General features: G+C 70.2%; 24 protein-coding genes. 14 read left to right on the top strand and 10 right to left on the bottom strand.

The window, feature by feature from the left end; translation table 11 throughout:
* Positions 1–7: 7 nt before the first annotated feature.
* A complete protein-coding gene (locus OG718_RS11060; protein WP_328844040.1) occupies positions 8–943 on the top strand; it encodes an ABC transporter substrate-binding protein in 936 nt (311 codons plus the stop codon).
* 93 nt (positions 944–1036) lie between these two features.
* Here OG718_RS11060 and OG718_RS11055 read toward each other — a convergent pair whose 3' ends face one another.
* The 7 genes from OG718_RS11055 to rhaI form a co-directional block, all read right to left on the bottom strand.
* Positions 1037–2191, bottom strand: coding sequence for a betaine/proline/choline family ABC transporter ATP-binding protein (locus OG718_RS11055; RefSeq protein WP_306936220.1), 1155 nt, complete (start codon positions 2189–2191; stop codon positions 1037–1039).
* Between the two features lie 22 nt (positions 2192–2213).
* Positions 2214–2861 (bottom strand): LutC/YkgG family protein, encoded by a 648-nt coding sequence (locus OG718_RS11050; RefSeq protein WP_328844039.1) that lies wholly within the window; start codon positions 2859–2861, stop codon positions 2214–2216.
* Complete coding sequence (locus tag OG718_RS11045; protein ID WP_328844038.1) at positions 2858–4339, bottom strand: LutB/LldF family L-lactate oxidation iron-sulfur protein; 1482 nt, start codon at positions 4337–4339, stop codon at positions 2858–2860. Before OG718_RS11045 ends, OG718_RS11050 begins: the two co-directional genes overlap by 4 nt.
* Positions 4340–4388: 49 nt before the next feature.
* Positions 4389–5144 carry a (Fe-S)-binding protein gene (locus OG718_RS11040; RefSeq protein WP_143634796.1) on the bottom strand — a complete coding sequence of 252 codons (756 nt, stop codon included), beginning with the start codon at positions 5142–5144 and terminating at the stop codon, positions 4389–4391.
* A gap of 165 nt (positions 5145–5309) precedes the next feature.
* Positions 5310–6749: a rhamnulokinase gene (locus OG718_RS11035; RefSeq protein WP_328847731.1), complete on the bottom strand. Its 1440-nt coding sequence runs from the start codon at positions 6747–6749 to the stop codon at positions 5310–5312.
* 23 nt (positions 6750–6772) lie between these two features.
* Positions 6773–8812 carry a bifunctional aldolase/short-chain dehydrogenase gene (locus tag OG718_RS11030; RefSeq protein ID WP_328844037.1) on the bottom strand — a complete coding sequence of 680 codons (2040 nt, stop codon included), beginning with the start codon at positions 8810–8812 and terminating at the stop codon, positions 6773–6775.
* A 146-nt stretch (positions 8813–8958) separates the two neighbouring features.
* Positions 8959–10119 (bottom strand): L-rhamnose isomerase, encoded by a 1161-nt coding sequence (rhaI, locus tag OG718_RS11025; protein ID WP_143634802.1) that lies wholly within the window; start codon positions 10117–10119, stop codon positions 8959–8961.
* Between the two features lie 307 nt (positions 10120–10426).
* Here rhaI and OG718_RS11020 point away from each other — a divergent pair, with 307 nt between their 5' ends.
* The 10 genes from OG718_RS11020 (at position 10427) to sigJ (ending at position 21309) form a co-directional block, all read left to right on the top strand.
* Positions 10427–11944: a sugar ABC transporter ATP-binding protein gene (locus tag OG718_RS11020; protein WP_143634804.1), complete on the top strand. Its 1518-nt coding sequence runs from the start codon at positions 10427–10429 to the stop codon at positions 11942–11944.
* Positions 11941–12981 (top strand): ABC transporter permease, encoded by a 1041-nt coding sequence (locus OG718_RS11015; protein ID WP_143634806.1) that lies wholly within the window; start codon positions 11941–11943, stop codon positions 12979–12981. Before OG718_RS11020 ends, OG718_RS11015 begins: the two co-directional genes overlap by 4 nt.
* Positions 12974–13966: an ABC transporter permease gene (locus OG718_RS11010; protein ID WP_306936217.1), complete on the top strand. Its 993-nt coding sequence runs from the start codon at positions 12974–12976 to the stop codon at positions 13964–13966. Before OG718_RS11015 ends, OG718_RS11010 begins: the two co-directional genes overlap by 8 nt.
* 96 nt (positions 13967–14062) lie before the next feature.
* Positions 14063–15148: a rhamnose ABC transporter substrate-binding protein gene (gene rhaS / locus OG718_RS11005; protein ID WP_143634811.1), complete on the top strand. Its 1086-nt coding sequence runs from the start codon at positions 14063–14065 to the stop codon at positions 15146–15148.
* Positions 15149–15176: 28 nt separating this feature from the next.
* Positions 15177–15497 carry an L-rhamnose mutarotase gene (locus tag OG718_RS11000; protein ID WP_143634813.1) on the top strand — a complete coding sequence of 107 codons (321 nt, stop codon included), beginning with the start codon at positions 15177–15179 and terminating at the stop codon, positions 15495–15497.
* A gap of 79 nt (positions 15498–15576) precedes the next feature.
* Entirely contained in the window at positions 15577–16998 is a 1422-nt protein-coding gene (locus tag OG718_RS10995; protein ID WP_328844036.1) for a BNR repeat-containing protein, read from the top strand.
* 78 nt (positions 16999–17076) lie between these two features.
* Positions 17077–18102, top strand: a complete 1026-nt coding sequence (locus OG718_RS10990; RefSeq protein WP_143634817.1) for a LacI family DNA-binding transcriptional regulator — start codon at positions 17077–17079, stop codon at positions 18100–18102.
* A gap of 138 nt (positions 18103–18240) precedes the next feature.
* Positions 18241–19542 (top strand): alpha/beta fold hydrolase, encoded by a 1302-nt coding sequence (locus OG718_RS10985; protein ID WP_143634819.1) that lies wholly within the window; start codon positions 18241–18243, stop codon positions 19540–19542.
* A gap of 109 nt (positions 19543–19651) precedes the next feature.
* Complete coding sequence (locus OG718_RS10980) at positions 19652–20386, top strand: PIG-L deacetylase family protein (protein ID WP_143634821.1); 735 nt, start codon at positions 19652–19654, stop codon at positions 20384–20386.
* Positions 20383–21309 carry an RNA polymerase sigma factor SigJ gene (sigJ, locus tag OG718_RS10975; protein ID WP_260694966.1) on the top strand — a complete coding sequence of 309 codons (927 nt, stop codon included), beginning with the start codon at positions 20383–20385 and terminating at the stop codon, positions 21307–21309. The genes OG718_RS10980 and sigJ overlap by 4 nt, the downstream gene beginning before the upstream one ends.
* A gap of 14 nt (positions 21310–21323) precedes the next feature.
* Here the strand turns inward: sigJ and OG718_RS10970 are convergent, their stop codons facing one another.
* Positions 21324–21521 carry a DUF5999 family protein gene (locus OG718_RS10970; RefSeq protein WP_143634823.1) on the bottom strand — a complete coding sequence of 66 codons (198 nt, stop codon included), beginning with the start codon at positions 21519–21521 and terminating at the stop codon, positions 21324–21326.
* Positions 21522–21718: 197 nt separating this feature from the next.
* On the opposite strand from OG718_RS10970, the gene OG718_RS10965 reads away from it, so the two are divergent.
* Positions 21719–22558 carry a pentapeptide repeat-containing protein gene (locus tag OG718_RS10965; RefSeq protein WP_328844035.1) on the top strand — a complete coding sequence of 280 codons (840 nt, stop codon included), beginning with the start codon at positions 21719–21721 and terminating at the stop codon, positions 22556–22558.
* On the opposite strand, the gene OG718_RS10960 is transcribed toward OG718_RS10965, so the two are convergent.
* On the bottom strand, positions 22526–24049 hold the full coding sequence (locus OG718_RS10960) for a cytochrome P450 (protein ID WP_328844034.1): 1524 nt from the start codon (positions 24047–24049) through the stop codon (positions 22526–22528). The genes OG718_RS10965 and OG718_RS10960 overlap by 33 nt on opposite strands.
* A gap of 108 nt (positions 24050–24157) precedes the next feature.
* Between OG718_RS10960 and OG718_RS10955 the strand changes: the two genes are divergently transcribed.
* Together OG718_RS10955 and OG718_RS10950 are read left to right on the top strand one after the other, a co-directional pair.
* The gene (locus OG718_RS10955; protein ID WP_143634829.1) at positions 24158–24766 is read left to right on the top strand and encodes a TetR/AcrR family transcriptional regulator; all 609 of its coding nucleotides are present in this window, start codon (positions 24158–24160) and stop codon (positions 24764–24766) included.
* Positions 24767–24863: 97 nt separating this feature from the next.
* Positions 24864–25589 carry a DUF2470 domain-containing protein gene (locus OG718_RS10950; RefSeq protein ID WP_143634831.1) on the top strand — a complete coding sequence of 242 codons (726 nt, stop codon included), beginning with the start codon at positions 24864–24866 and terminating at the stop codon, positions 25587–25589.
* A gap of 34 nt (positions 25590–25623) precedes the next feature.
* Here OG718_RS10950 and OG718_RS10945 read toward each other — a convergent pair whose 3' ends face one another.
* Entirely contained in the window at positions 25624–26694 is a 1071-nt protein-coding gene (locus tag OG718_RS10945; RefSeq protein ID WP_143634832.1) for a hypothetical protein, read from the bottom strand.
* Positions 26695–26731: the final 37 nt, after the last annotated feature.

The following is a 26731-nucleotide window of genomic DNA, read 5'->3' as shown; positions in this document are numbered from 1 at the left end:
GCGCACGATGAGGCGGTGCGCCGCCCTCGCGGGCCTGCTCCTGCTGACCGGCTGTGCCTCCGGTCCGTCCCTGGAGACCCAGGGCGAGGTCACCGCGCCACCCGGCGACAGCAAGCAGCTGACCATCGGCTCGGCCGGCTTCACCGAGAGCGATCTGCTCGCCACCATGTACGCGTTGCTGCTGAACCGGGCCGGCTACAAGACGTCGATGCTCACCGTCGCCAACCGCGAACTGTACGAACCCGCCCTGGAGTCGGGGCAGATCGACGTCGTCGCCGAGTACGCGGCGACCTTCGCCGACTGGCTCAACGCAAAGACCAACAGGGCGGACGCGCCGGCCGTCGGCTCGCCCGACCTGAAGGCCACCATGACCGCGCTGCGGAAGCTCGCCGCCCCGCGCGGGCTCACCGTCCTCGACCCTGGCAGAGCGGTCGACCAGAACGCATTCGCGGTGACCGCGGCGTACGCACGGCAGCACGACCTCAAGACCCTGAGCGACCTCGGGAGGTCCGGCCTGGAGGTACGGCTCGCGGCGGGCGACGAGTGCGTACAACGCCCTTACTGCGAACCGGGGTTGAAGAAGACATACGGCATCGACATCACCGGTGTGGACCCGAAGGGCGTCGGAACTACGCAGGCGAAACGGGCCGTGCAGAACGGCCAGGACCAGATGGTGCTCACCACCACGACGGACGCGACGCTCGACGAGTTCGGACTCGTCCTGCTCGCGGACGACAGGCATCTGCAGAACGCCGACTACATCGTGCCGGTCGTGAACCGCTCCCGGGCGGGCAGCGAGGGCGTCACCGGGGCACTGGACAGGCTCAACGACGTACTCACCACTGCCGATCTGGCGTCCATGAACGAGCAGGTCGACAGCTGGCGCCGTCTGCCGGAGGACGTGGCGCGTACGTACCTGAAGGACAAGGGCCTCCTCAAGTGACGGGTCTGTGCTCGGCAGCGGTCTCGTTGGGCTCAACGAGCGGTGGGCGTACGGACTGGTCGGGCGAGGGGCCACCGCACGCAAGGGCCGCGGTCAGGCGTCCGCCACCGAGTCGAACTCCACCTGACCCCGCGCCACACCCAGGGCGTCCGCGTCCACCGACCGCCGTAGCGCCTCGTGCAGCTTCGCGGGGGTCAGTACGCCGAGGAACCGCGCACCCTCCAGCACGGCCACCCACCCGGCGTCGTGCTGGAGCATCACACCGAAGGCCTGCTTCAGCGGGGCGCCCACCGGCACCCAGGAGTTCATCCGGTGGGCCAGGTCACCGACCGTGCCGCCCGCGGCCAGCTCGTCGACACCCACCCAGCCGTGCAGATCGCCGCCGGAGTCCAGGACGACGGCCCAGCGGGCGCCCTCCGTGTCCAGCCGGGCGGCGGCCCGCTCGGCCGGCTCGTCGAGGCGCGCGACCGGGGGCTGCTCCAGGTCGTCGGGCTCGATCTCGGTGACCGACAGCCGCTTCAGACCCCGGTCGGCGCCCACGAACTCGGCCACGTACGGAGTCGCCGGGGTGCCCAGCACCGCCCCGGGCGTGTCGAACTGCTCGATGCGCCCCTGCCCGTACACCGCGATGCGGTCGCCGAGCCGGACGGCCTCCTCGATGTCGTGCGTGACCAGCAGCACCGTCTTGCGCACGGCGGCCTGCATCCGCAGGAACTCGTCCTGCAACTGCTCGCGCACCACCGGGTCGACCGCACCGAACGGCTCGTCCATCAGCAGCACCGGCGGGTCGGCAGCGAGCGCCCGCGCCACGCCGACGCGCTGGCGCTGACCGCCCGACAACTGGTCCGGATAGCGCGAGCCGAACGTCTTCGGGTCCAGACCGACCAGGTCGAGCAGCTCAGCCGCCCGCGCGCGGGCCTTCGCCCTCTTCCAGCCCACGAGCGTCGGCACGGTCGCCGTGTTGTCGAGGACCGTCCGGTGCGGGAAGAGGCCCACCTGCTGGATGACGTATCCGATCCGTCGCCTGAGCTTCACGGGGTCCACCGCCGCGATGTCCTCGCCGTCCACGAGGATCCGGCCGGACGTCGGCTCGATGAGGCGGTTCACCATCATCATGGTCGTCGTCTTGCCGCAGCCGGACGGGCCCACGAGCGTGACGAGTTCGCCCTCGGACACCTCGAACGAGAGGCCGTCCACGGCCGTCGTGCCGTCCGGGTAGCGCTTGGTGACCTGCTCGAACCGGATCATGACCTCACGCTAACCGCGTCCGTCACTCTCCGCTCACCAGCACCACCTCCAGCGTGCGCGGACCGTGCACCCCCTCCACCCGGTCGAGCTCGATGTCACTGGTGGCGGAGGGGCCCGAGATCCAGGTCAGCGGGCGGGCCGGGTCCAGGCGCTCCAGCCCCTGGGGCACGGAGGACACGACCTGGCCGGGGACGCGTACGACACAGATGTGGTGGTCCGGGACCAGGGTGATCCGGCGACGGCCCTGGTCCGGGCCGCCGTCCAGGACGATGGTGCCGGTCTCGGCGATCGCGACCGCACACGCGGTGACGACGCTGTCGACGCGGTCCAGTTCGGCCGGGGTGCTGTCGAGCCGGTCCGGAACCCGCGTCACGTCGGCGGCCGCAAGCCACTCCGGGTCCAGGCCCGTCGGCGTGACGACCGACGTCGAACCCCGCTCGGCCAGCAGCCGGGCGATCGTCTCCGCCAGCCCGTCGGCGTCACAGCGGTGCACCCGCGCCCGGTAGTCCGCGAGGTTCTCCGCCAGCAGGTCCACCGTCTGCTCGACACTCCGGTCCCCGTGCTCGCGCAGATACCCGCGCTCGAAGGCCTGGTCGTACGGCGTGTCGTCTCGCGGTACGTCCGCGATCGCGCGCCGTACCCGGGCCAGGATCAGATCCCTGCTGCTCACTTCGACGCGTCCTTTCCACCGTGCGTCCGCTGCCACCAGTCGCGGAACGGCTCCGCGGGAACCGTCGGCAGCGCCCGGGTCTCGCTCCAGGCTTTACCGGGACCGGGCAGGGTCCGCGGATGGAAACGGCGGGTCCGGGAGGCGAATCGCTGGCCGGTGCGCAGCGCGCCCGGATGACCGAAGGCCCACCGCGCCGCGCGCATCGCCGCCCGCTCGGCGGCATGCCCCTTCGCGGGCTTGAGCACGACCTTGGCGCCGTCCCGGGTCACGACGCCGCCCTCGACGACCCGCTCCCGTAGATGCACCAGCACCTCCGGGATGTCGATGGCCACCGGGCAGACGTCGTAGCAGGCACCGCACAACGAGGAGGCGTACGGGAGCGACGCGTCGATCTCGCTCTGCGTGCCCCGGAGTTGAGGGCTGAGGATCGCGCCGATCGGGCCCGGGTAGACCGAGCCGTACGCGTGGCCGCCCGCCCGCTCGTACACCGGGCAGACGTTGAGGCACGCCGAACAGCGGATGCAGCGCAGGGCCTGGCGGCCCACCTCGTCGGCCAGCGTGTCGGTGCGGCCGTTGTCGATGAGGACCAGATGGAAGGTCTGGGGACCGTCCTCGTCCGTCGTGCCGGTCCAGGTGGAGGTGTACGGGTTCATGCGCTCGGCCGTGGAGGAGCGGGGGAGCGTCTGGAGGAAGACCTCCAGGTCCTGCCAGGCCGGCACGATCTTCTCGATGCCGACGACCGAGATCAGCGTCTCGGGGAGGGTCAGGCACATCCGGCCGTTGCCCTCGGACTCCACGACGACCAGCGTGCCGGTCTCGGCGACCATGAAGTTGGCGCCGGAGACACCGACCTTGGCGCGCAGGAACTTCTCGCGCAGATGCACGCGGGCGGCCTCGGCCAGTTCGGCGGGCGTGTCGGTGAGACCCTCCGGCGCGGGGCGGCCCCACTCGCTCATCTCGCGCGCGAAGATGTCACGGATCTCGCCGCGGTTGCGGTGGATGGCCGGCACGAGGATGTGGGAGGGCCGGTCCTTGCCCAACTGCACGATGAGCTCGGCGAGATCGGTCTCGTAGGCGTTGATGCCCTCGGCCTCGAGCGCCTCGTTGAGACCGATCTCCTGCGTGGCCATCGACTTGACCTTGACGACCTCGCTCTCGCCGGTCGCCTTGACGAGATACGTGACGATCCGGTTGGCCTCGTCCGCGTCGGCGGCCCAGTGCACCGTGCCGCCCGCCGCCGTGACCGACTCCTCCAACTGCACGAGATACCGGTCGAGATGACGGAGCGTGTGGTCCTTGATCTGTTTGCCGGCCTCGCGCAGCTCGGCCCAGTCGGAGACCTCCGCGACCGCGTTCGCGCGCTTGGCGCGGATGGTGTGGGTGGCGTGGCGCAGATTGCCGCGCAGGGTCTTGTTGTTGACGGCCTCGTGCGCGGCCTTGGGGAAGGACGGCATCCCGACGAAAGTCCCACCGCTCATGCGCTCGGCTCCTCTCCGCTGTGGCTGTTCATGCCGACGAACGTCCCGTTCATGAGAGGGGCTCCTCCTCCGTGCTCGCGAGGATCTCCGCGATGTGCACCGGACGCATGTCCGTCCTGAGCCGGGTCATGGTGCCGCCGATGTGCATGAGGCAGGAGTTGTCGGCCGCGCACAGCACGTCGGCGCCCGTCGACTCGGCGTTGCGCACCTTGTCGGCACCCATCGCCGCCGATACATCGGAGTTCTTGACGGCGAACGTGCCGCCGAAGCCACAGCACTCGTCCGCGCCGGGCAGCTCCTTCAGCTCAAGTCCCTTGACGGACTGGAGCAGTCGGCGCGGCCGGTCGCCGAGCCCGAGGCTCCGCAGCCCGTGACAGGTGGGGTGGTACGTGACGGTGTGCGGGTAGTACGCGCCCACGTCCGTCACCCCGAGCACGTCGACCAGGAACTCGGTGAGCTCGTACGTCTTCGGCACGACCGGCGCGAGCGTGGCTGCGAGGGTGTCCCCGCGGCCCTCGGCGCGCGCCCGCTCGCCCATCCGCGGATACAACTCCCGCACCATCGCGCCGCACGACCCCGATGGGGTCACGATCGCTTCGTACCCTCCGAAAACATCGGAGAAATGCCGGGCCATCGGCTCGGCCTGGTGACGGTAACCGGTGTTGTAGTGCGCCTGCCCGCAGCACGTCTGCGCCATCGGGAAATCGACGTCCACGCCCAGCCTGGTCAGCAGTTTCACCACGGCGCGGCCGGTATCCGGGTAGAGCGTGTCGTTGACACAGGTCAGGAACAGAGCGACACGCATCGCGGCTCCTTGGGATCGATCATCGGATGAGTGCAGCGTACGCGGCGATGCGCTTTGCTGGAATGAGGTGCGCTGACTGTTGGTTGTCGGCTGCCGGTCGGAGGTGGCCGGTCGCGCAGTTCCCCGCGCCCCTGTGGGGCGTCTGTGCTGGGGCGGGGATACATGTCATCGGCCTGCCGGGCGAGTCTCGGCCGCCTGCCATGCCGACGTGGTGCCGCGGGGTTCGTAGCGGGTCAACTGCTGGGTGCGTGCCAGTAGTTCGCGCATCGAGGTGCGGTCGCCGACCAGGCCGTGGGTGCGGGCCTGTACGAGGACGTTGCCCAGGGCCGCCGCTTCCGCGGGGCCCGAGACGACCGGGAGGCCGCAGGCGTCGGCGGTCAGCTGGCACAGGAGGGCGTTGCGGGTGCCGCCGCCGACGATGTGTACGACGTCGACCGGGTGGTCGGCCAGTTCCTGGGCCTGGGTGATCGCCCGGCGGTGGGCGAGGGCGAGCGAGTCGAGGATGCAGCGCGTGATCTCGGCGGGCGACTCGGGCACGGGCTGCCCCGACTCCCGGCAGGCGTCGGCGATCCGGGCCGGCATCCGGCCGGGAGCCAGGAAGGCGGCGTCTCCCGCGTCCACGACGGACCGCAGCGCCGGTACCTCGGCCGCGGCCGACAGGAGGTCCCCCAGATCGGGGTCCCCCCATTCCCGTACGCACTCCTGGAGAAGCCACAGGCCCATGATGTTCCGCAGATAGCGGACCGTGCCGTCCAGGCCGAGCTCGTTGGTGAAGTTGGCCGCGCGGCTCGCCTCCGTGAGGACCGGCGCCTCCAGTTCCAGGCCGGCCAGGGACCAGGTGCCCGTGCAGATGTACGCGAAGCGCTCGCCGCCCACGGCCGGAACAGCGGCCACCGCGGAGGCGGTGTCGTGCGAGCCGACCGTCGTCACCGGGACCGGACCGGTCAGCCCGGTCTCGTCCAGCACGCTCTGCCGGAGCAGCCCCGCCGGATCCCCGGGCCGCCGCAGGGGCGCGAACAGCCCCAGGTCGATGCCGAGGCGCTCCGCGACGCCGTACGACCAGTCGCGGGTCCGCGGGTCGATGAGCTGGGTCGTGGAGGCGTTGGTGAGCTCGGTGCCGGGCTCACCCGTGAGCCAGTACGTCAGCAGGTCGGGGATGAGCAACAGGCGGCGTGCGTGCGCCAGTTGGGACGACGAGCGGGCCGCCACCAGCTGGTACAGCGTGTTGAAGGGCGCGTACTGGAGCCCGGTCGCCGCGTACAGCTCGGCGGCAGGCACGGTGGCCCACACCTTCTCCGCGACGCCCTGGGTGCGGGTGTCGCGGTAGTGCACCGGGTTGCCGAGGAGCGCCCCGTCGGTGTCGAGCAGGCCGTAGTCCACGGCCCAGCTGTCGATGCCGACCGAGTCGACCTGCCCTGCCGCCCGCAGCCCGTCGAGGACGCCCGCGTACAGCGCGAGGATGTCCCAGCGCAGCCCTTCGGGCGTCCGAACCGGCCGGTTCGGGAAGCGGTGCGCCTCCGTCAGCTCCAGCGAGTCGGGGCCCACGCGGCCGACCATGACGCGCCCACTGGACGCGCCGAGGTCGACCGCGGCGTACGACTTCACAGCCGCCTCCTGAGTCACGTTCGTCACCGGAGGAACGCGGCGGCGACACCGGCGTCGACCGGGACGTGCAGACCGGTGGTGTGCGTGAGATCGCCGCCCGTCAGAGCGAAGACGGCGTTCGCGACATGCTCGGGCAGCACCTCGCGCTTGAGGATGGTCCGCTGGGCGTAGAACTCGCCCAGCTTCTCCTCCTCGATGCCGTACGTGGCCGCGCGCTGAGCACCCCAGCCGCCCGCGAAGATCCCGGAGCCGCGCACGACCCCGTCGGGGTTGATGCCGTTGACCCGGATCCCGTGCTCGCCCAACTCGGCGGCCAGCAACCGCACTTGATGGGCCTGGTCGGCCTTGGTGGCGGAGTAGGCGATGTTGTTCGGACCGGCGAAGACCGCGTTCTTGGACGCGATGTAGACGACATCCCCGCCGAGCCCCTGCGCGATCATCACCCGGGCCGCCTCGCGCGAGACGAGGAAGGAGCCGCGGGCCATGATGTCGTGCTGGAGGTCCCAGTCCTTCGCCGTCGTCTCCAGGAGCGGCTTGGAGATGGAGATGCCGGCGTTGTTCACGACCAGGTCGACGCCGCCGAAGGCGAGCACCGCCGCCTTGAAGGCCTCGGCGATCTGCTCCTCGGAGGTCACGTCGACGGTGACGGCGACGGCCTTGTCGGGCCCGCCGAGCGTGGTGGCGACGTCGGCCGCGTTCTCCGAGTTCAGGTCCGCGATCACCACGCACGCGCCCTCGGCCACCAGCCGCTCGGCGATCGCCTTGCCGATACCGCTGCCCGCACCCGTCACCAGCGCCACGCGCGTGGCGAGAGGCTTCGGCTTCGGCATCCGCTGGAGCTTGGCCTCCTCGAGAGCCCAGTACTCGATGCGGAACTTCTCCGACTCCTCGATCGGGGCGTACGTGGAGACGGCCTCGGCTCCGCGCATCACGTTGATCGCGTTGACGTAGAACTCGCCGGCGACCCGCGCGGTCTGCTTGTCCTTGCCGAAGGAGAACATGCCGACCCCGGGGACGAGCACGATCGCCGGGTCGGCGCCGCGCATCGCGGGGGAGTCGGGCAGGGCGTGCCGCTGGTAGTAGGCGGCGTACTCCTCGCGGTACTCGGCGTGCAGTTCCTTCAGCCGGGTGATCGCCTCGGCCGGCTCGACGGTCGGCGGCAGATCGAGGACGAGCGGCCTGACCTTCGTACGGAGGAAGTGGTCGGGGCAGGAGGTGCCGAGCGCGGCGAGCCGCGGGTGCTCGGCGCTCGCGAGGAAGTCGAGCACGACCTCGGAGTCGGTGAAGTGACCCACCTGCGGCCGGTCCTGCGAGGCCAGCGACCGGATCACGGGTGCGAGAGCGGCGGCCCTCTCCCGTCGCTCGACGCCGCCGAGAGCCGCGTACCCCTCCAGGACCGGCCCGAAGGGCTCGTCCTTCCCGCGCTCGGCGAGGAACTCCTCGGCGGTACGGATGATGTGCAGCGAGTTCCGCTCGCACTCCTCGGCCGTGTCGCCCCAGGCGGTGATGCCGTGCCCGCCGAGGACGCAGCCGACGGCCTGCGGATTCGCTTCCTTCACGGCGGCGATGTCAAGACCGAGCTGGAACCCGGGCCGACGCCACGGCACCCACACCACACTGTCCCCGAAGCACTCGGCGGTCAGCTTCTCCCCGTCGGCCGCACAGGCGAGCGCGATCCCGGAGTCGGGATGCAGATGATCCACATGAGCCGCGTCCACCAGCCCGTGCATGGCCGTGTCGATCGACGGAGCCGCCCCGCCCTTCCCGTGCAGGCAGTAGTCGAACGCGGCAACCATCTCGTCCTCGCGCTCGACCCCCGGATACACGTCCTTGAGCGCCAGCAGCCGGTCGATCCGCAACACCGCGAGGCCGGATTCGGTGAGGGTCCCCAGGTCGCCCCCCGACCCCTTGACCCACATCAACTCGACGTCCCCACCGGTCACGGGATCGGTGTCGGTGCCCTTCGCGGAGGTGTTCCCGCCCGCATAGTTCGTGTTCCGCGGATCAGAGCCAAGCCGATTGGACCGGGCCAGCAGCGCAGCGGCTTCGGGATGGGGTGCCATGTTCCTAGTCCTTAAGAAGAGTGCGTACGTGTGCCCGTGCCCCGTTAAGGGGCGCGGGGAACTGCGCGATCGGCCGAAGACGACCCGCAGTCAGTCACCGACCTGCAGTCCTACGGCGAGTGGGCCGGTCAAGCCCAGTGCAACGGCTACGCCCCCCACCCCGCTTGCTGCCCACCAACCCGCTCCGCAGCGATCTTCTCCGCCCACCCGGACCGCCGATACGCCGCCATCGGGTCGGCGTCCAACCCGAGCTCCTCACGGACCTCAGCCACCAACGGCCGCACATCCGTGTTGTACGCGTCCATGACGACAGCGTTCGCAGCAAGCACATCCCCCGACCGCTGGGCGACGACAAGAGCCTCACGGTCCACCAGGAGCGCCTTCGCCGTCGCCTCCTGCACATTCATCACGGAACGAATGATCGCCGGGATCTTCGCCTCGATGTTGTGGCACTGGTCGAGCATGAACGCCACATCCGGACTGAACCCACCCCCGCGGATCACCTCGTACATGATCCGGAACAGCTGGAACGGATCCGCGGCCCCGACCATCAGGTCGTCGTCGGCGTAGAACCGCGAGTTGAAGTCGAACGCCCCGAGCTTCCCCTCGCGCAGCAGCGTCGCGACGATGAACTCGATGTTGGTCCCGGGAGCGTGGTGCCCGGTGTCGACGACGACCTGCGCCTTGGGCCCGAGCTTCAGACAGTGGGCGTACGCCGTGCCCCAGTCCGGCACGTCCGTCGTATAGAAGGCGGGCTCGAAGAACTTGTACTCCAGCAGCATCCGCTGGTCGTCGCCGAGCCGCTCGTACACCCGGGCGAGGCCCTCGGCGAGCCGGTCCTGCCGCTCACGGATGTCGTCCTGGCCGGGATAGTTCGTACCGTCCGCGAACCACAGCTTCAGGTCCTTCGAACCCGTGGCGTCCATGATGTCGACGCACTCCAGCAGGTGGTCGAGCGCCTTGCGGCGCACCGCCGCGTCCGGGTGGCAGATGCTGCCCAGCTTGTAGTCGTCGTCCTGGAAGGTGTTGGAGTTGATCGCGCCGAGCTTCAGGCCGCGCTCCTCGGCGTGCTTCGCCAGAGCTGCGTAGTCCTCGACCTTGTCCCACGGAATGTGCAGCGCCACGGTCGGCGCGGCGCCCGTGAACTCGTGCACCTTCGCGGCGTCGTCCAGCTTTTCGAAAGGATCGCGCGGGACTCCGGGCTGCGCGAACACCTTGAAGCGGGTTCCCGAGTTCCCGTACGCCCATGACGGCGTCTCTACTGCCTGGGTCTTGAGGGCGGCCTTCACCGCGGCAAGCTCGGTCACTTCAGGGCTCCTGTGACTTCGGTTGTGACATCGGGTCCGAACGGCTTCAGCGCGACTTCCGCACGACGTGCAGTGCGAGGTTCAGTCTGAAACGATTCAGAAGGCTGAAGCTATGAGCAGCCCGAAAGGCTGTCAACCCCTCCGACGATTACGTCTCTCCGTGACTCGGTTGTGACCTTTGGCTATCGAAAATTTCGGCCTGTACCCATTGACGTGACCTGGGCTACCTGCCTAACGTCCCGGCAACCTAGTTGAAACCTTTCACGACGTCGTGAGGCCGCATCGCCCGCGTCGTTGAGGAGCCCTCATGACCCACCGGTCCGACGCGGGTCCGGCCCCCGTGCTGGCACTCAAGGACATCTCGAAGTCCTTCGGTGCCGTACGCGCCCTGCGGGACGTGTCCCTCGAACTCTTCCCCGGCGAAGTGCACGCACTCGCCGGAGAGAACGGCGCGGGCAAGTCGACCCTCATCAAGACGCTCGCCGGCGTGCACCGACCGGACGCCGGTCAGGTGCTCCTGGACGGCGAGCCCACCGTCTTCCACGGTCCCGCCGACGCCCGGGACGCGGGTATCGCGGTGATCTACCAGGAGCCCACGCTCTTCCCCGACCTGTCGATCGCCGAGAACATCTTCATGGGCCGCCAGCCGCGGCGCGCGCTCGGCCGGATCGACCACAAGGCCACGCACGCGTCGACGCTGGCCCTGATGAAGCGCCTCGGCGTCGAGCTCGACCCCGACCGCCCGGCCCGTGGCCTGTCCATCGCCGACCAGCAGATCGTCGAGATCGCCAAGGCGCTCTCCTTCGACGCCCGCGTCCTGATCATGGACGAGCCGACCGCCGCCCTCACCGGCAGCGAGGTGGCGCGCCTCTTCGGAGTCGTGCGCACCCTGCGCGAGCAGGGCTCGGCCGTGCTGTTCATCTCGCACCGGCTGGAGGAGATCTTCCAGATCTGCCGGCAGGTGACGACCCTTCGCGACGGCGCCCTGATCTCCAGCGAGCCGATCGACGGCATGACCGAGGACGACCTCGTCCGCCGCATGGTCGGCCGCGACCTCGACGAGCTCTACCCCAAGCAGGACGTACGGGCGGGCGAAGTCGCCCTGAGCGTACGGCGGCTGACCCGAGAGGGTGTCTTCACCGATGTCTCCTTCGACGTCCGCCGCGGAGAGATCGTCGGCCTCGCCGGACTCGTCGGCGCCGGGCGCACGGAGGTCGCCCGGGCCGTCTTCGGAGTCGACCGGTGGGACGCCGGAGAGGTCGAGATCGACGGCAGGAAGCTGAGGAACGGCGCGCCCTCCACGGCGATGGCCGCCGGGCTCGCCCTCGTCCCCGAGGACCGCCGCGCCCAGGGCCTGGTGATGGACATGTCCATCGAGCGCAACATCGGCCTGACCGGACTGCGTACGACCGTCAAGGCCGGCCTGATGGACCCGCGCGCAGAGCGCAGCCGCTCCCTCGACTGGGCCGTCAAGCTCCAGGTCAAGTACGCGCGGATCGCCGACACCGTCAACACCCTGTCGGGCGGCAACCAGCAGAAGGTCGTCCTCGCCAAGTGGCTCGCCACCGGCCCGAAGGTGCTGATCGTCGACGAGCCGACCCGTGGCATCGACGTCGGTACGAAGGCCGAAGTGCACCGGCTGCTCAGCCAGCTGGCCGCCGACGGGGTCGCCGTCCTGATGATCTCCTCCGACCTGCCCGAGATCCTCGGCATGGCGGACCGGGTCCTCGTCATGCACGAGGGCCGGCTCACCGCCGAGATCCCACGCTCCGACGCCACCGAGGAAACCGTGATGGCCGCAGCCACCGGGAGGGCAGCCGCGTGACGGTCACCGCTCCCAATCCCGCCCCCGCCGCCGAGGTGCCCAAGTCCAGTGGGACCCGGCTGGTGGACCGCGTCTTCAAGATGCGCGAACTCGCCATCCTGGTCGTCTTCCTGGTGATGATCGTCATCACCCAGATCGGCAACAGCGACTTCCTGTCCGAGCAGGGCATCAAGGACCTCCTGCTGAACGCGACCATCCTCGTGCTGGTCGCCACCGGCCAGTCGCTGGTCGTCATCACCCGCAACGTCGACCTGTCGGTCGGTTCGACGCTCGGCATCAGCGCCTTCGCCGCGGGCACCTACCTCCAGGGCGGCGGCAACTCCGTCGTCGCCGTGGTCCTCGCGGTCCTGCTCGGCATCGGCTGCGGACTGGTCAACGGACTGCTCGTCAGCCTCGGCCAGGTGCCCGCGCTGGTCGTCACCCTCGGCACGCTCTACATCATCCGCGGCATCGACTCCATCTGGGTCGGCTCCCGGCAGATCACAGCGGCGGGCCTGCCCGACGGATTCATCGACTTCGGCTCCGGCGGCCTCTCCGCCGTGCCGTGGCTGGCGATGATCGCGCTGGCGGTGCTGATCGCGACGGCGTACTACCTCAAGCACTTCGGCAGCGGCCGCGAGCTGTACGCGCTCGGCTCCAACCCGGAGGCCGCCCGCCTCGCCGGCATCCCCGTACGCAAGCGGATCCTCGCCGCCTACACCTTCTGCGGAGCCCTGGCGGGACTCGCGGGCGCGCTGTACCTCGCCCGGTTCGGCAACGTCGACTCCGGCACCGGCAACGGCTACGAACTCACCGTCGTCAGCGCGGTCGTGGTCGGCGGCGTCGTCTTCACCGGCGGCTCCGGCAGCGTCTACGGGGCGGCCCTCGGCGCGCTCCTCCTGACCTCCATCAACAGCGTGCTGCCCGCCCTCGGCGTCAGCTCGGTCTGGGTGCTCGCCATCAACGGCATCCTGCTCATCCTCGCCATCGCGGTCGACCGGATCGTCGCCCTGCGCGTGGCGACCGCCCTGAAGAAGAGGAACGCCCGCCATGGCTGACTCAGCTCTCGCGCGCGCCGTCCGCTGGGACACGGTCGTCGGCGCCCTTCTGATCGTCGTCCTGCTGCTGTCCTTCACCACCGTGGACGGCTTCGGCAACGCCCTCAACCTGTCGTTCCTCATCGGCAACACGCTGCCCATCGCGCTGATCGCCCTGCCGATGACCCTGCTCGTGGTCTCCGGCGAGATCGACCTGTCGGTCGCCTCCACGGCCGGTCTGTCCGGCGCGGTGATGGGAGCCCTGTGGAACCAGGGCATGACGATCGAGACGATCATCCCGATCTGTCTGCTCCTCGGCGTGGTGTGCGGACTGATCAACGGTCTGCTGGTGACGCGGCTCGGACTGCCGTCCCTCGCCGTCACCATCGGTACCCTCGCCGCCTACCGGGGCATCGCGCAGATCGTCCTCGGCTCGGACGCGGTGACCGACTTCCCCACCCAGTACCTGGACTTCGCGTCCGGACGCATCGGCGACACCTTCATCCCGTACGCGTTCCTGCCCTTCCTCGTGCTGCTCGCGATCGCCGTGGTCGCCCTGCACGCCACGCCGTTCGGGCGCTCGCTGTTCGCGATCGGTGCCAGTGAGGAGGCCGCGCGCTTCGCCGGCATCCGCGTCAAGCGGCAGAAGCTGATCCTGTTCACCCTGACCGGTCTCATGGCCTCGCTGACCGGCATCTTCTGGGCGCTGCACTACGCGAGCGCCCGCTTCGACAACGCCACCGGACTCGAACTCTCCGTCGTGGCGGCCGTGTTGCTGGGCGGTATCGACTTCGACGGCGGCAAGGGCACGCTCGGCGGCGCGATCGCCGGGGTGTTTCTGCTCGGGGCGCTGCAGAACGTGATGAGTCTGCAGGACGTCTCGGCTCAGTCGCAGATCGTCGTCACCGGTGTCCTGTTGGTTCTGTCCGTGCTCGGGCCGCGGGTTGCGCGGCAGATCTCCATCGCGCGGGCGGGGCGCAGAGCGGCGCAAAGTTCCACTGGTTAGGCAGTTCGTCGGCTGCGGGTCCGTTGTGGCTGGTCGCGCAGTTCCCCGCGCCCCTTCGGGGCGCACCACCGTACTCACCCTTGTAAAGGACCCACCATGCGCAAGTCATCCCTCCGCCGAGCCTGTGCGGTTCTCGCTGCCACCACCTCGTTGGCCCTGGCTCTCACCGCCTGCGGTGGCGGAACCTCCAAGGACGACGTCAAGGAAGAGGGCGCCTCGAACGCCGCGGCCGGCAAGGCCGACCCGAACGCGGCCACCAAGAAGGGGTTGACCGTCGGCTTCCTGCCCAAGGCGGTCAACAACCCGTACTTCACCACCGCCGACAAGGGCGGCGAGAAGGCCCTCACCGAGCTGGGCTCGAAGTACAAGGAGGTAGGCACCAGCAGCGCCACGGACACCTCGGGCCAGGTGAGCTACGTCAACACGCTCACCCAGCAGCAGGTCGACGCGATGGCCGTCTCCGCGCAGGACCCGGGCGCCCTGTGCACCGCGCTCAAGCAGGCCATGAAGAACGGCGTCAAGGTCGTCACGTACGACTCCGACACCAAGGCCGACTGCCGCAACGCCTTCGTCTCGCAGGCCAGCGCCGAGGCCCTCGGCCGTACCGAGGTCCAGCTCCTCGCCGAGCAGATCGGCTACAAGGGCGAGATCGCGATCCTGTCCGCCGCGCAGACCGCGACGAACCAGAACACCTGGATCGACTTCATGAAGGACGAGCTCAAGGACCCCAAGTACAAGGACATGAAGCTGGTCAAGGTCGCGTACGGCAACGACGACGCCCAGCAGTCCTTCCAGCAGACCCAGGGCCTGCTCCAGGAGAACCCGAACCTGAAGGGGATCATCTCCCCGACCACGGTCGGCATCAAGGCGGCCGCCCAGTACCTGTCGGGCTCGAAGTACAAGGGCAAGGTCAAGCTCACCGGCCTCGGCACCCCGAACGACATGCGCAAGTACGTGAAGAACGGCACGGTCGAGGCCTTCGAGCTGTGGGACCCGGCGAAGCTCGGCGAGCTGGCCGCGCGTACCGCCGTCGCGCTGTCGTCCGGTCAGATCACGGGCAAGGAGGGCGAGACCTTCAAGGCCGGCGACATGGGCACCTTCACCATCGGCAAGGACGGCGTGATCGACCTCGGCAAGCCGACCGTCTTCGACAAGAAGAACATCGACCAGTTCAACTTCTGATCCCCCCTCACCCCGGGAGTTGCCCTTCATGCAGCGCGTCTGTTTCCTGCTCAAGGTCCGCGAGGACCGGCTCGACGAGTACCGCGAGCGGCATGCCGCCGTGTGGCCCGAGATGCTTCAGGCGCTCTCGGCCACCGGCTGGCACAACTACTCGCTCTTCCTTCGCGAGGACGGCCTGCTGGTCGGCTACTTGGAGACCGAGGACTTCGCGGCCGCGCAGGCAGGGATGGAGGCCGCCGAGGTCAACGCCCGTTGGCAGGCCGAGATGGCGCCGTTCTTCGAATCGCTGGACGGCGCCAGGCCCGACGAGGCCATGAAACCCCTCACCGAAGTGTTCCACCTCGCCTGATCCACCGTGCTCTTCCCCGCTCTCCCCGCTCTTCCCCTCGCTCGTTCTCCTCCTCCCCGCACGATCAGGAGCCCCGAACATGAAGAGACGCACCCTGCTGGCGACCGCCCTGCTCAGCAGCGTGGCGGCACCCGGCATCGCCGGTACCGCCCGGGCCGCCGACCCCGGTCCCTCGGTCACCCAGACCGGCAACACCACGCTCGACGCCCAGGCCATCTTCTTCGTCTCCTACGACGGCCTCGTCAACAACAACTCGTTCCAGAAGAACGGCCTGCTGACCTACAAGGGCTACCAGTACGCCGTCTGGTACACCGCCGACCGCAACGCCGTCGTCGGCCGTCGTGTCCTCGGCTCCGGTACCTGGTCCACGGTCAAGGTCGGCCACACCCTGCGGTACAACGACTCCCACAACGTCATCTCGATGGGCGTCTCCAAGGTCGACGGCCGCCTCCACCTCAACATGGACTCCCACAGCGACGGCTTCACCTACGTGAAGTCGGTGGCCGGGCTCATGGACAACCCGGCCGGGCTGAGCTGGACCACGAGCCGCTTCGGAGCACCGCAGTCCACCCTCGACGGACTCGCGCTCACCTCGCAGTTCACGTACCCGCAGTTCATCTCCACGCCCGACGGAAAGCTCCAGCTGAGCTACCGGGTCGCGGTCTCCGGCAACGGCCGCAACGCCCTGGCCGAGTACGACGGCACGTCCTGGACCGGCCTCGGCGAGTGGACCAGCTCCACCGGCACCTACACCAGCGAGCACGGCTCCAGCACCGTCCGGAACATGTACCTGCACGGCATCGACTACGACAGGAACGGCCGGCTGCACTCCTTCTTCACCTGGCGCGAGCAGAACGGCGCCGTGATGTGCAACGGCGGCGGCATCACCAACCACGACACCGGCTACGTCTACTCGGACGACCGCGGCCGGACCTGGCGCAACAACGCGGGCACGGTGGTCGGCACCACCGGCGGCTCCGACAAGGTAGCCGTCACCGACGGCGGACTGGTGATCGACGCGATCAACCCGGACCACTCCCTGATGAACCAGGAGAGTCAGTTCACCGACTCGGCGGGCCGTCCGCACGCGATCATCAGCTACGTACCGGGCCGCTTCGGCCAGTGCACCACCAACTACGTCGCCGACCGGACGGCCAACGGCCGCGCCTTCCACGTCCGCAAGACGGCCACCGGCACTTGGCGCAAGACCGAGATCCCGGTCGCCCTGAACTCCAGCCAGCGCACCAAACTGGTCCTGGACAAGTACGACAACGCGTACGCGATCCTGCCCTTCGGACGGATCGTCGCCGCGTCGGCCGCCTCCGGGCACACCGACTGGACGACACTGTTCGACGGCAGCGGCCTCAACGCGTTCGGTGAGGTCGTGGTCGACGAGACCCGGATCGCCCAGGACGGCGTGCTGTCGGTCCTCTACCAGGTGAAGTCCAGCGGTACGACGCCGTCGGCGCTCCATGTCGTCGACTTCAAGCTGCCTGCATGACGGAGTCCGTTCCACGTGGGCACGCGGGTAATCTGACTGCGTGCCCACCACTCCCCGTTCCCCGGAGGTAACCGCCTGATGTCCCAGTCGGTGGGTATCAAGGACGTCGCACGAGTCGCCGGAGTCTCCGTCGGCACGGTCTCGAACGTCATCAACCGCCCGGACACGGTCGCCTCCGAGACCCGTGCCCGCGTGCTCTCCGCCATCGACAGGCTCGGCTACGTCCGCAGTGAGTCGGCCCGGCAGCTGCGCGCCGGACGCAGCCGGATCATGGGCCTGCTCGTCCTCGACATGGGCAACCCCTTCTTCGTGGACGTGGCCCGCGGCGCCGAGCGGGCGGCCCGCGAGGCCGGGCTCGGCGTGATGGTCTGCAACAGCGCGCAGAGCGCCGGCGAGGAGGCCGACTACCTTTCGCTCTTCGCCGAGCAGCGCGTCCGGGGCGTCCTGCTGACCCCGGCCGACGCGACCGGACGCAACATAGAGACGTTCCGCCGCCACGGCATCCCCTTCGTGCTCGTCGACCGGGTCGCCGAGGGCACCACCGAGTGCTCGGTGTCGGTCGACGACGTGGCGGGCGGCGCCCTGGCCGTACGACATCTGATCGACGCCGGTCACCGCTCCATCGCGTACGTGAGCGGGCCGCCCGGCCTGAACCAGGTCAGGGACCGTCGTACGGGCGCCCTGAAGGCCCTGGACGAGGCGGGGCTCGGCCCGGAGTGCCTGCGCGAGCTGCCCACCGAGCGGCTCGACGTGGCCGCGGGCCGTGACGCCGGTGCCCGCCTCCTCGGCCTCGGCGACCGCCCGACCGCCGTGTTCTGCGCCAACGACCTGCTCGCCCTCGGCGTCCTGCAGGCCATGTTCGCGGCCGGTGTGAGTGTCCCGGACGACCTCGCGATCGTCGGCTATGACGACATCGAGTTCGCGGCCGCGGCGGCCGTCCCGCTGACCTCCGTACGGCAGCCCGCCGTGACGATGGGCGCGCTCGCCGCCTCGCTCCTCCTGGAGGAGACCGAGGCCGAGACGGCACCCACCCCGCACGAGCACCAGCGCGTCGTGCTCCAGCCGGAGCTGGTGGTGCGGGGCTCCAGCCTCCCGCCGCGCTGAGCGGTCGTTCAGTATGTGCGTGCTGCCCGGCCTGATCGGCCGGTCAGTACGAATTTCTTGATCCCCGGGCTCGGCTCGCCGGAGAACTTGTGCTGAACTGGTTCGCGGTCAGGAATCCGTCCGTCTCGGGAGCCCCTTTTGAGTGCCAGCTACCGTCAGCCCGGTGTCGTCCTCGGCGACCGCCGTTTCACCGTGCCCCTCGATCACGACAACCCCTCCGGGGAGACGATCGAGCTGTACGCCCGTGAAGTGGCCGGCAGCGACAAGGCGGACCAGGACCTGCCCTGGCTGGTGTACCTCCAGGGCGGTCCCGGCTTCGGGGCGAATCGTTTCGTCGGCAAGCAGGCCTGGCTCGGCCGCGCCCTCGACGACTACCGCGTCCTGCTCCTCGACCAGCGCGGCACCGGCAGCTCCACGCCCGCCAACCGGCAGACCCTCCCGCTGCGCGGCGGCCCCCGCGAACAGGCCGACTACCTCTCGCTCTTCCGCGCCGACTCCATCGTCCGCGACTGCGAGGCGATCCGCCCGGCCGTCACCGGCGGCGCCCCCTGGGCCGTCCTCGGCCAGAGCTTCGGCGGCTTCTGCGCGACCCACTACCTCTCCACCGCGCCCGAAGGCCTCAGCACCGCCCTGATCACCGGCGGACTGCCCACCCTCGACGGCCACGCCGACGACGTCTACCGGGCCGCGTACCCGCGCATCGAGCGCAAGGTCGCCGCCCACTACGCGCGTTACCCCCAGGACGTCGAGCGGGCCCGGCGCATCGCCGAGCACCTGCTGCGGCACGAGCCCGTTCTGAACGGCGGCTACCGACTCACCGTCGAGGCCTTCCAGTCCCTCGGCATCCTCCTCGGCGGCAGCGAGGGCAGCCACCGCCTGCACTACCTCCTGGAGAACGCCTTCGTCCGCACCGCCCAGGGCCCGGCTCTCTCCGACGCCTTCCAGGAGGACGTCCAGTCCCTCCTCTCGTACGCCGGCCACCCGCTGTACGCACTGGTCCACGAGGCCTGCTACGCCCAGGGCGACCGCCCCACCGCCTGGTCCGCCGAGCGGGTCCGCGCCGACTTCCCGCAGTTCGACGCGGCCAAGACCCTCGCGGGCGACGGCCCGGTCCTCTTCACCGGCGAGTCCGTGCACCCCTGGACCTTCGACTGCGACCCGGCCCTGCGCCCCCTCCGCGAGACGGCCGACCTCCTCGCCGAACGCACCGACTGGCCCTCGCTGTACGACCCCGACCGCCTCGCCGCCAACGAGGTCCCCGTCGCCGCGGCCGTCTACCACGACGACATGTACGTCGACACCGACCACGCCCTGAGCACGGCCCGCACGATCCGCGGCCTGCGCACGTACGTGACGAACGAGTTCGAACACGACGGGGTAAGGGCGGGCGGCCCACGGGTCCTGGACCGTCTGATCGACCTGGCGCGGGACGAGGCCTGACGAGAGGGCGCGGGCGAGTGTTTTCAGGGGCGCGGGGGACTGCGCGCCCAGCCACATGCGGCCCGCAGACTTCCAACGACATGGTCACTTAAACGCATAACCTATGACTATGACTGAGCCGACGAACAACCAGCTCAAGCCCATGCCCGAGGACTGGAAGCGCGCACTTGCCGTCGTCGCCCACCCCGACGACCTGGAGTACGGCTGCTCCGCGGCGATCGCGTCATGGACGGACGGCGGCCGCGAGATCGCCTACGTTCTCGCAACGCGAGGCGAGGCGGGGATCGACACCCTGGAGCCGGAGAAGTGCGGCCCGCTGCGCGAGCAGGAGCAGCGGGCCGGCGCGGCCGTCGTGGGCGTCACCGAGGTGGAGTTCCTCGACCACAAGGACGGCGTCGTCGAGTACGGCACCGCCCTGAGGCGGGACATCGCGGCCGCGATCCGCAGGCACCGCCCCGAGTTGGTCATCACCCTCAACCACCGCGACACCTGGGGCGGGGTCGCCTGGAACACCCCCGACCATGTCGCCGTGGGCCGGGCCACCCTGGACGCGGCCTCGGACGCAGGCAACCGCTGGATCTTCCCCGAGCTGGGCCTGGAGCCCTGGGACGGAGTGCGCTGGGTCGCCGTGGCGGGCTCCAACGCCCCCACGCACGCCGTGGACGCGACCGCGGGCATGGAGCGCGCGGTGCTCTCCCTCCTCGAACACCGCACGTACATCGAGGTGTTGACGGACGAGGACCCCGATACGTACGTACGCTCCTTCCTCACCGGCTACGCGCAGACCACCGGCGAACGCTTCGGTGGGAAGCCCGCGGTCGCCTTCGAGCTCTTCAGCCGATGAGTGAGAACGAGCGCCGGACGCGGACGGCCATGGGTGAAGATCTGGCCCTGGCCTTCGAGACCCACCGCGGCCGGCTCCGGTCCGTGGCCTACCGGATGCTCGGCTCGCTCAGCGAGGCCGACGACGCCGTCCAGGAGACCTGGCTCAGGCTCAGCCGCTCGGACACCTCGCAGGTGAACAGTCTGGCGGCCTGGCTGACGACGGTGGTCGGCCGGATCTGCCTGGACATGCTGCGCTCGCGCACCTCACGGCGCGAGGAGTCCCTCGACACCCACGTCCCGGACCCGGTGATCGACCGGCTCGACAGGACCGGCCGGCTCGACCCCGAGGAGGAGGTCGTGCGGGCGGACTCGGTCGGGATCGCCCTGCTCATCGTCCTGGAGACACTCGACCCGGCCGAGCGTCTCGCGTTCGTCCTGCACGACATGTTCGCGGTGCCGTTCGACGACATCGCGACGATCGTGGACCGAAGCCCGGCCGCCACGCGTCAGCTCGCCAGCCGCGCCAGGCGGCGGGTGCAGGGGGCCGCCCCGGTGCCCGACCCCGACCTGTCGAAGCAGCGGACGGTGCTCGACGCGTTCCTCGCCGCCTCGCGCGGCGGCGACTTCGAGGCGCTGGTCGCGGTGCTCCACCCGGACGTCGTGCTGCGTGCCGACTCGGGCGCCCTCGTCGGCGGCGCGGCGGTGTCGAAGCTGGTCCGCGGTGCCAAGGCGGTGGCCGAACAGGCGCTGCTGTTCCGGCAGTTCGCCGAGTACGCCAGGCCCGCCCTCGTCAATGGCGCGGTGGGGGTCGTCACGGCGCCCGACGGGCAGCCGCTGTCGGTCACCGCGCTCACGATCGTGGACGGGAGGATCGTCGCCATGGACATCCTGTCGGACCCGGAGCGGCTCGCGAGCCTGGAGTTCGGCGGCGTACTGACGTGAGGTCCCTTTCGCGCTCAGGCGGCAACCGGCTCGCGCATCGTGCGCAGCGGGCCCACGATCCGTCCGTCCGGCAGGAGCTCGCCGGTGTCGTCGAAGACGATGGTGCCGTTGCACAGCAGGTTCCAGCCCTGTTCCGGGTGGGCGGACACGATGACCGCGTCGTGGTGGTCGGGGCTGTCAGCGGTGGGGCATGTGGGCCAGTGGGTGCACATGACGTCTCTCCGGGGTCTGTGAAGGGGCTCTTCCTCCGTGGTAGCGGAGTTTGTTTTCAGCTGTATTAGAGACGCCTCCCGCGCCGAAAACTCATCGGTGAGTTCGTTGCCCGCAAGGGAGTTGGATGTCCGGGAGGCCGAACGGCCTCACGGCCGCCGGTGATCGGCACGGGCGCGTGCTGCGTAGGGTGGGGGACATGCAAGACGAAACAGGCACCGCGGTATCCGCCCTCGCCGAACTGAAGGCGGACTGCGCCCAGTGCTTCGGACTGTGCTGTGTGGCGCTGCCCTTCGCCGCCTCGGCGGACTTCGCGATCGACAAGGCAGCCGGAAGCCCCTGCCGGAACCTCCGGACGGACAACCGCTGCGGCATCCACACGGAGTTGCGGCAGCGCGGCTTCAACGGCTGCACGGTCTACGACTGCTTCGGCGCGGGGCAGAAGGTCTCGCAGGTCACCTTCGAAGGCGCGGACTGGCGCTCGGGCTCCGGGGAGCGGGCCCGGCTGATGTTCGACGTGTTCCCGGTCGTACGACAGCTGCACGAGCTTCTCTGGTATCTCACCGCGGCGTTGGAACTGCCCGCGGCCCGCCCGATCCACCCCGAGCTGCGCCGCGAGCTCGACAGGACCGAAGCGCTCACCCGCCGGGCCCCGGAAGAGCTCACCGGGCTGGACGTGTCGTCGGTCCGCCAGGACGTCAACGTCCTGCTGCTGCGCGCCAGTGAGCTGGCGCGTGCCGGTCTCGGCCGGGGCAGGAAGAAGGAGCGCCGGGGCGCCGACCTCATGGGAGCCCGGCTCAAGGGCGCCGATCTGAGGGGCGCCAACCTCCGCGGCGCCTACCTCATCGCCGCCGACCTGACGGGCGCCGATCTGCGGAGCGCGGACCTGATCGGCGCCGACCTGCGCGACACCGATCTCACGGACGCCGACCTGACCGGCGCGCTCTTCCTCACCCAGCCGCAGGTCAACGCCGCGAAGGGCGGCCCCGGCACCAGACTTCCGGCGTCAGTCACCCGCCCCGGTCACTGGACACCGTGAGGCCGAGGACGTCTCCGACACCGCCGGGACCTCCGGCTGCGCGGGAGCCGCGGGGGAGCGGTGGTCGAGGTGCAGGGTCAGCCCCTCCGGCATCAGCGTGAGCCGTTCGGCCACCCGCAGCCGGTACGCCGGATCCGGCCGCAGCTCGTAGCGGCGCAGCAGCAGCCCCAGCACCAGCGTCGCCTCGTGCAGTGCGAACTGCCTCCCGATGCACGCCCGCGCACCGGTGCCGAACGGCTTGAACGTGTGGGCGGGCCGGGCCCGTACGGCCCCCGGCTCGAAGCGGTCGGGGTCGAACCTCTCCGCGTCCGCGCCCCACACCTCGGGGTCGCGGTGCAGCAGTGGGATCAGGACCAGGGCCCACGCGCCCCTGCGCATCGGATGGACACCGTCGAGGACCGTGTCCTCCTTGGCCTCGCGGGCATACGCCGGCGCCGTGGGCCACAGGCGCAGCGACTCGTCGAGCACACGCCGTACGTACCGGAGCCTGGCGACCTGGTCGTAGGCGGGTCGGGGTGTGTCGCCCCAGACGCGGTCGACCTCCGCGCGGGCGCGGGCGGCGATGTCGGGGCGCTGCGCGAGGTAGTGGAGTGCGAAGGAGAGCGCGCCGGACGTCGTCTCGTGGCCCGCGATCAGGAAGGTGATGACCTGGCGGCGGATGTTCTCGGGAGTGAGGCGCTCGCCCGTCTCCGGATGGGCCGTGTCCAGCATCCGGTCCAGCAGGTCTCCCTCCCCGGCAGGCCCGTTGATGCGGGCCTCGACCACGTCGTCGACCGTGCGGTTGAGGTACGCCACGTCCGCTTCGTTGCGGCGCGTGGCGGAGCGCATCAGCACCGGGGCCAGCGGGACGGGGACGACGTTGAGCCGCTGCGCGTACATCAGGGCGCCCACCATGGCCGTGACGAAAGGGTGCGGCCGGGTGCGCTCGAAGGAGCCGAAGTCGTGGCCGAAGCCGGTGCGGGCGATCGTCTCCAGCGTCAGCTTGGTCATGTCGCCGGGCACGTCGACGGCCCGGCCCGCCGCCCGCTCGACGTCCCAGCGGTCCGTCAGCCGGCCCGTCACCTCCAGCATCATCGCGTGGTAGCTCTCCATCGCGTCGCGGCTGAAGCCGGGCGCCAGCACGTCGTGTGCCAGCTGCCAGTTGGGCTCGTGGTTGTACGCGGTGAACAGGCCGTCCCCGGCGACCGGCCGGAGGTTGGCGACGCCCAGCCCCACGTGCTTGGCGAACCGCGACTCGTCAGCCATCTCGCCCGAGAGCTTCGCGCCCCACACGAAGACGATCTCCTTGCCGAACCCCTTGCGCCGGAAGATCGGCCCGAGCTGTCGCCCGACGCGCAGCGAATCCTGCAACGGAGTGCGGAGGTTGACCCCGACGACGTCACCGAGCAGCGGCACGCGGTGCGGCGGACGCGGTATGCGGTGCAGCTCGGGCCAGCCCAGCTCGGCGCTGCGGAACCCCTTCGGCAGCGTGCTCCTCGTCGACTCCGCCATCACGCCATCTCCCTTGTCCCGACTGCCGGTTGGGCTTGTTGTACGCGGATTCAATAGCGACTGTCAGTGTGATCCCGCTGTTGAATCGACGTCAAGTAAGGTGCGGACATGGCCGCCAACGAGGGGGAGCGCACACGCCGTCGGCTCAGCACGGAGGAGCGCCGTGAGCAGTTGCTCTCGGTCGGGGCGCGGCTGTTCTCGGAGAGTCCGTACGAGGACGTCTGGATCGAGCAGGTCGCCGAACTCGCGGGCGTCTCACGTGGCTTGCTCTACCACTACTTCCCCACGAAACGGGACTTCTTCGCGGCCGTCGTGGAGCGCGAGAGCAAGCGGATGCTGCGGGTCACCTCCGCCGTGCCCGGCGTGCCGGTGCGCGAGCAGATCGACGCCGGACTCGACACCTTCCTGGAGTACGTCCAGGCCCACGCGCACGGCTTCCGCGCATTCCACCGAGCCGAGGCGGCGGGGGACCAGGCGGTGCGCAGGGTGTACCGCGAGACGCTCGCCGCGCAGCAGCGGCAGATCCTCGATGCGCTCGCGGCGGACCCGGAGACCGCCTGGACAGAGGAGGACCTCCCGGCGCTGCGGATCGCCGTGCGGGGCTGGCTGGCCTTCATGGCGGCGGCCTGTCTGGAGTGGCTCAAGGAGCCCGGCCTGTCCCGGGATCAGGTGCGCGACCTGTGCGCGCGGGCGCTGTTGGGTGCCATCACTCCGTGAAATCCCCGTCACCAAGGTGCGACGACCGGTGCCGCGTGGTTGGCGTACACCCCGATCTTCGATAGGTTAGGCAAGGCTTACCTAAGGGAGGTTTGGGATGGGTGACCGTCACAGCTGGACGGCCGCGCCGGCCACGGCACAGCGTGCCCGGTCGGTGCTCGCCGCGGCATGGTCCTGCGCGGTGACCGCGGAGGGCGGTCGGGAGGAGTTCATCGGCGTCCACACCGTCGCCGAGGACGGCCGGGTGCTGCTGCACCTGCCGGACGACAGTACGCTCGCCGCGGCCGCGATCTGCGCGCCCCGCGGAGAGCCGTCCGCAGTCCTGGAGTTCGCCGACGTGGCGCCCGTCCCCGTACGGAACCGGATCCGCGCCAGGCTCTGGATGGCCGGCTGGTTCGCGCCCGCCGACGGGCACTTGGCGTTCCACACCACGCGCGCCGTGCTCCGCGAGCCCGGCGGGGCGGTCGTCGTCGACCTCGACGAGTTCGCCATCGCCGAACCCGACCCGCTGGCCCTCGCGGAGGCGCAGTTGCTGACGCACCTCGCCGACGCCCACCCGGACGCGGTCGAGCGGCTGACCCGCCTCGTCGAACCGGACAGCCTGCACGGCGCCGTGCGCGTACAGCCGCTCGCCGTCGACCGGCACGGACTGACGCTGCGCATCGAGCGTGCGCGCGGCCACGGCGACGTACGGCTGCCCTTCCACCGGCCCGCCGACAACGTCGGACAGCTCACCGAGCGCATGCACGTCCTGCTCACACAGGCGAGCGGCGCGAGCTGCCCGCGTGCGCTGCAGCGACAGCGCACGGAGGGCGACGGGTGAGGCGAACACTCCGGCCGCGGGGCCGGAGCCCGTTTCACCAGTCGCCGTCCACGACGGGCTTGCCCGGCGCGTCTCCCAGCGGCTCGACCTGCTGGGGTGACGGCGGTTGCCACGGCGTGTGGTCGTCGCCGAGCCAGTCGCCGACCGGCTTGACCTCGCCGAGTGTGTCCGTGGGAGCGAGGTCCGCGGCGTCCTGGTCGTAGTAGTCGAACCAGGGCAGTCCGGCCCGGGTGTAGGCCGCGCGGTCGACAGGCGACGGCGGGGGCGCCTCGCCCGTGATGCGGCGCCACTCGGGCGGCGTCACGAGGTGGACGAAGACACGGCCGGCCGCCGTGGTCGCCCAGTCCGACAGCGGACGGTCGTCCTTGTAGACCTCCTGGCGCATCGAACCGCCGACGCCGAGACCCATCGCGGCCGCGGCGCGCGGCGCACTGCCCGCCTGTGCCGGAGCGGGAGGGGGAGCACCCCACTGGGGCGCGGAACCGGGCGCCATGGGCATCGCCGCACCGTAACCACCCGCCTCGGCGCTCCTGCGTCGCTGCTCCGCCGCCTCCGCCAGCCGGCGCTGCTCCTGACGCCAGGCGTGCAGGGCGGTGTCGTTCAGCGGGAACGACTGCAGCTGTACGCCGCCCCACACCTCCTCGCCGGTGACCTGGCCCTCGACCGTGGCACCGAGACCGAGCGGGACCGCCACGAACTGACGGACCGTGCCCTTCCCGGAGTTGATGCCGTCGAGCCACGGCTGGCGGGGCAGCACCACGTAGTTCTGCGGGTTCCGTGCCGGCCGAGGGCTCCACGGCTTCCCGGAGACCGCGCACACCTTTCCGACGCCCACCTGGAGAGCGGCCGGTTCCGACGTACCGCCGAAGCTCAGCCACATCGCTTCGCGCAGATACACCGGCAGCATCACCCCGCCGCGCGCGAGCCACTCGGCGGGCACCGTCTCCGGGTAGTCCTCCACACGGCGCAGCGGGAACTCGCCGAGCCCCGGGGGCAAGGGATGCGTGCCCGTCTCGGGCAGGCGCAGGGTGCGGATGAACCGGACCTGCACACCGCCGGCCAGCCGTAGTGAGTTCCCGTCGATCCGCACGGTGCCGTCGGCCATCCGTAACTCCCTTTGTCGTCATGTGGACATGTCGTTC

The organism is Streptomyces sp. NBC_00258, from assembly GCF_036182465.1.
Lineage (GTDB): Bacteria > Actinomycetota > Actinomycetes > Streptomycetales > Streptomycetaceae > Streptomyces.
This window is presented reverse-complemented; position numbering and strand designations above follow the sequence as displayed.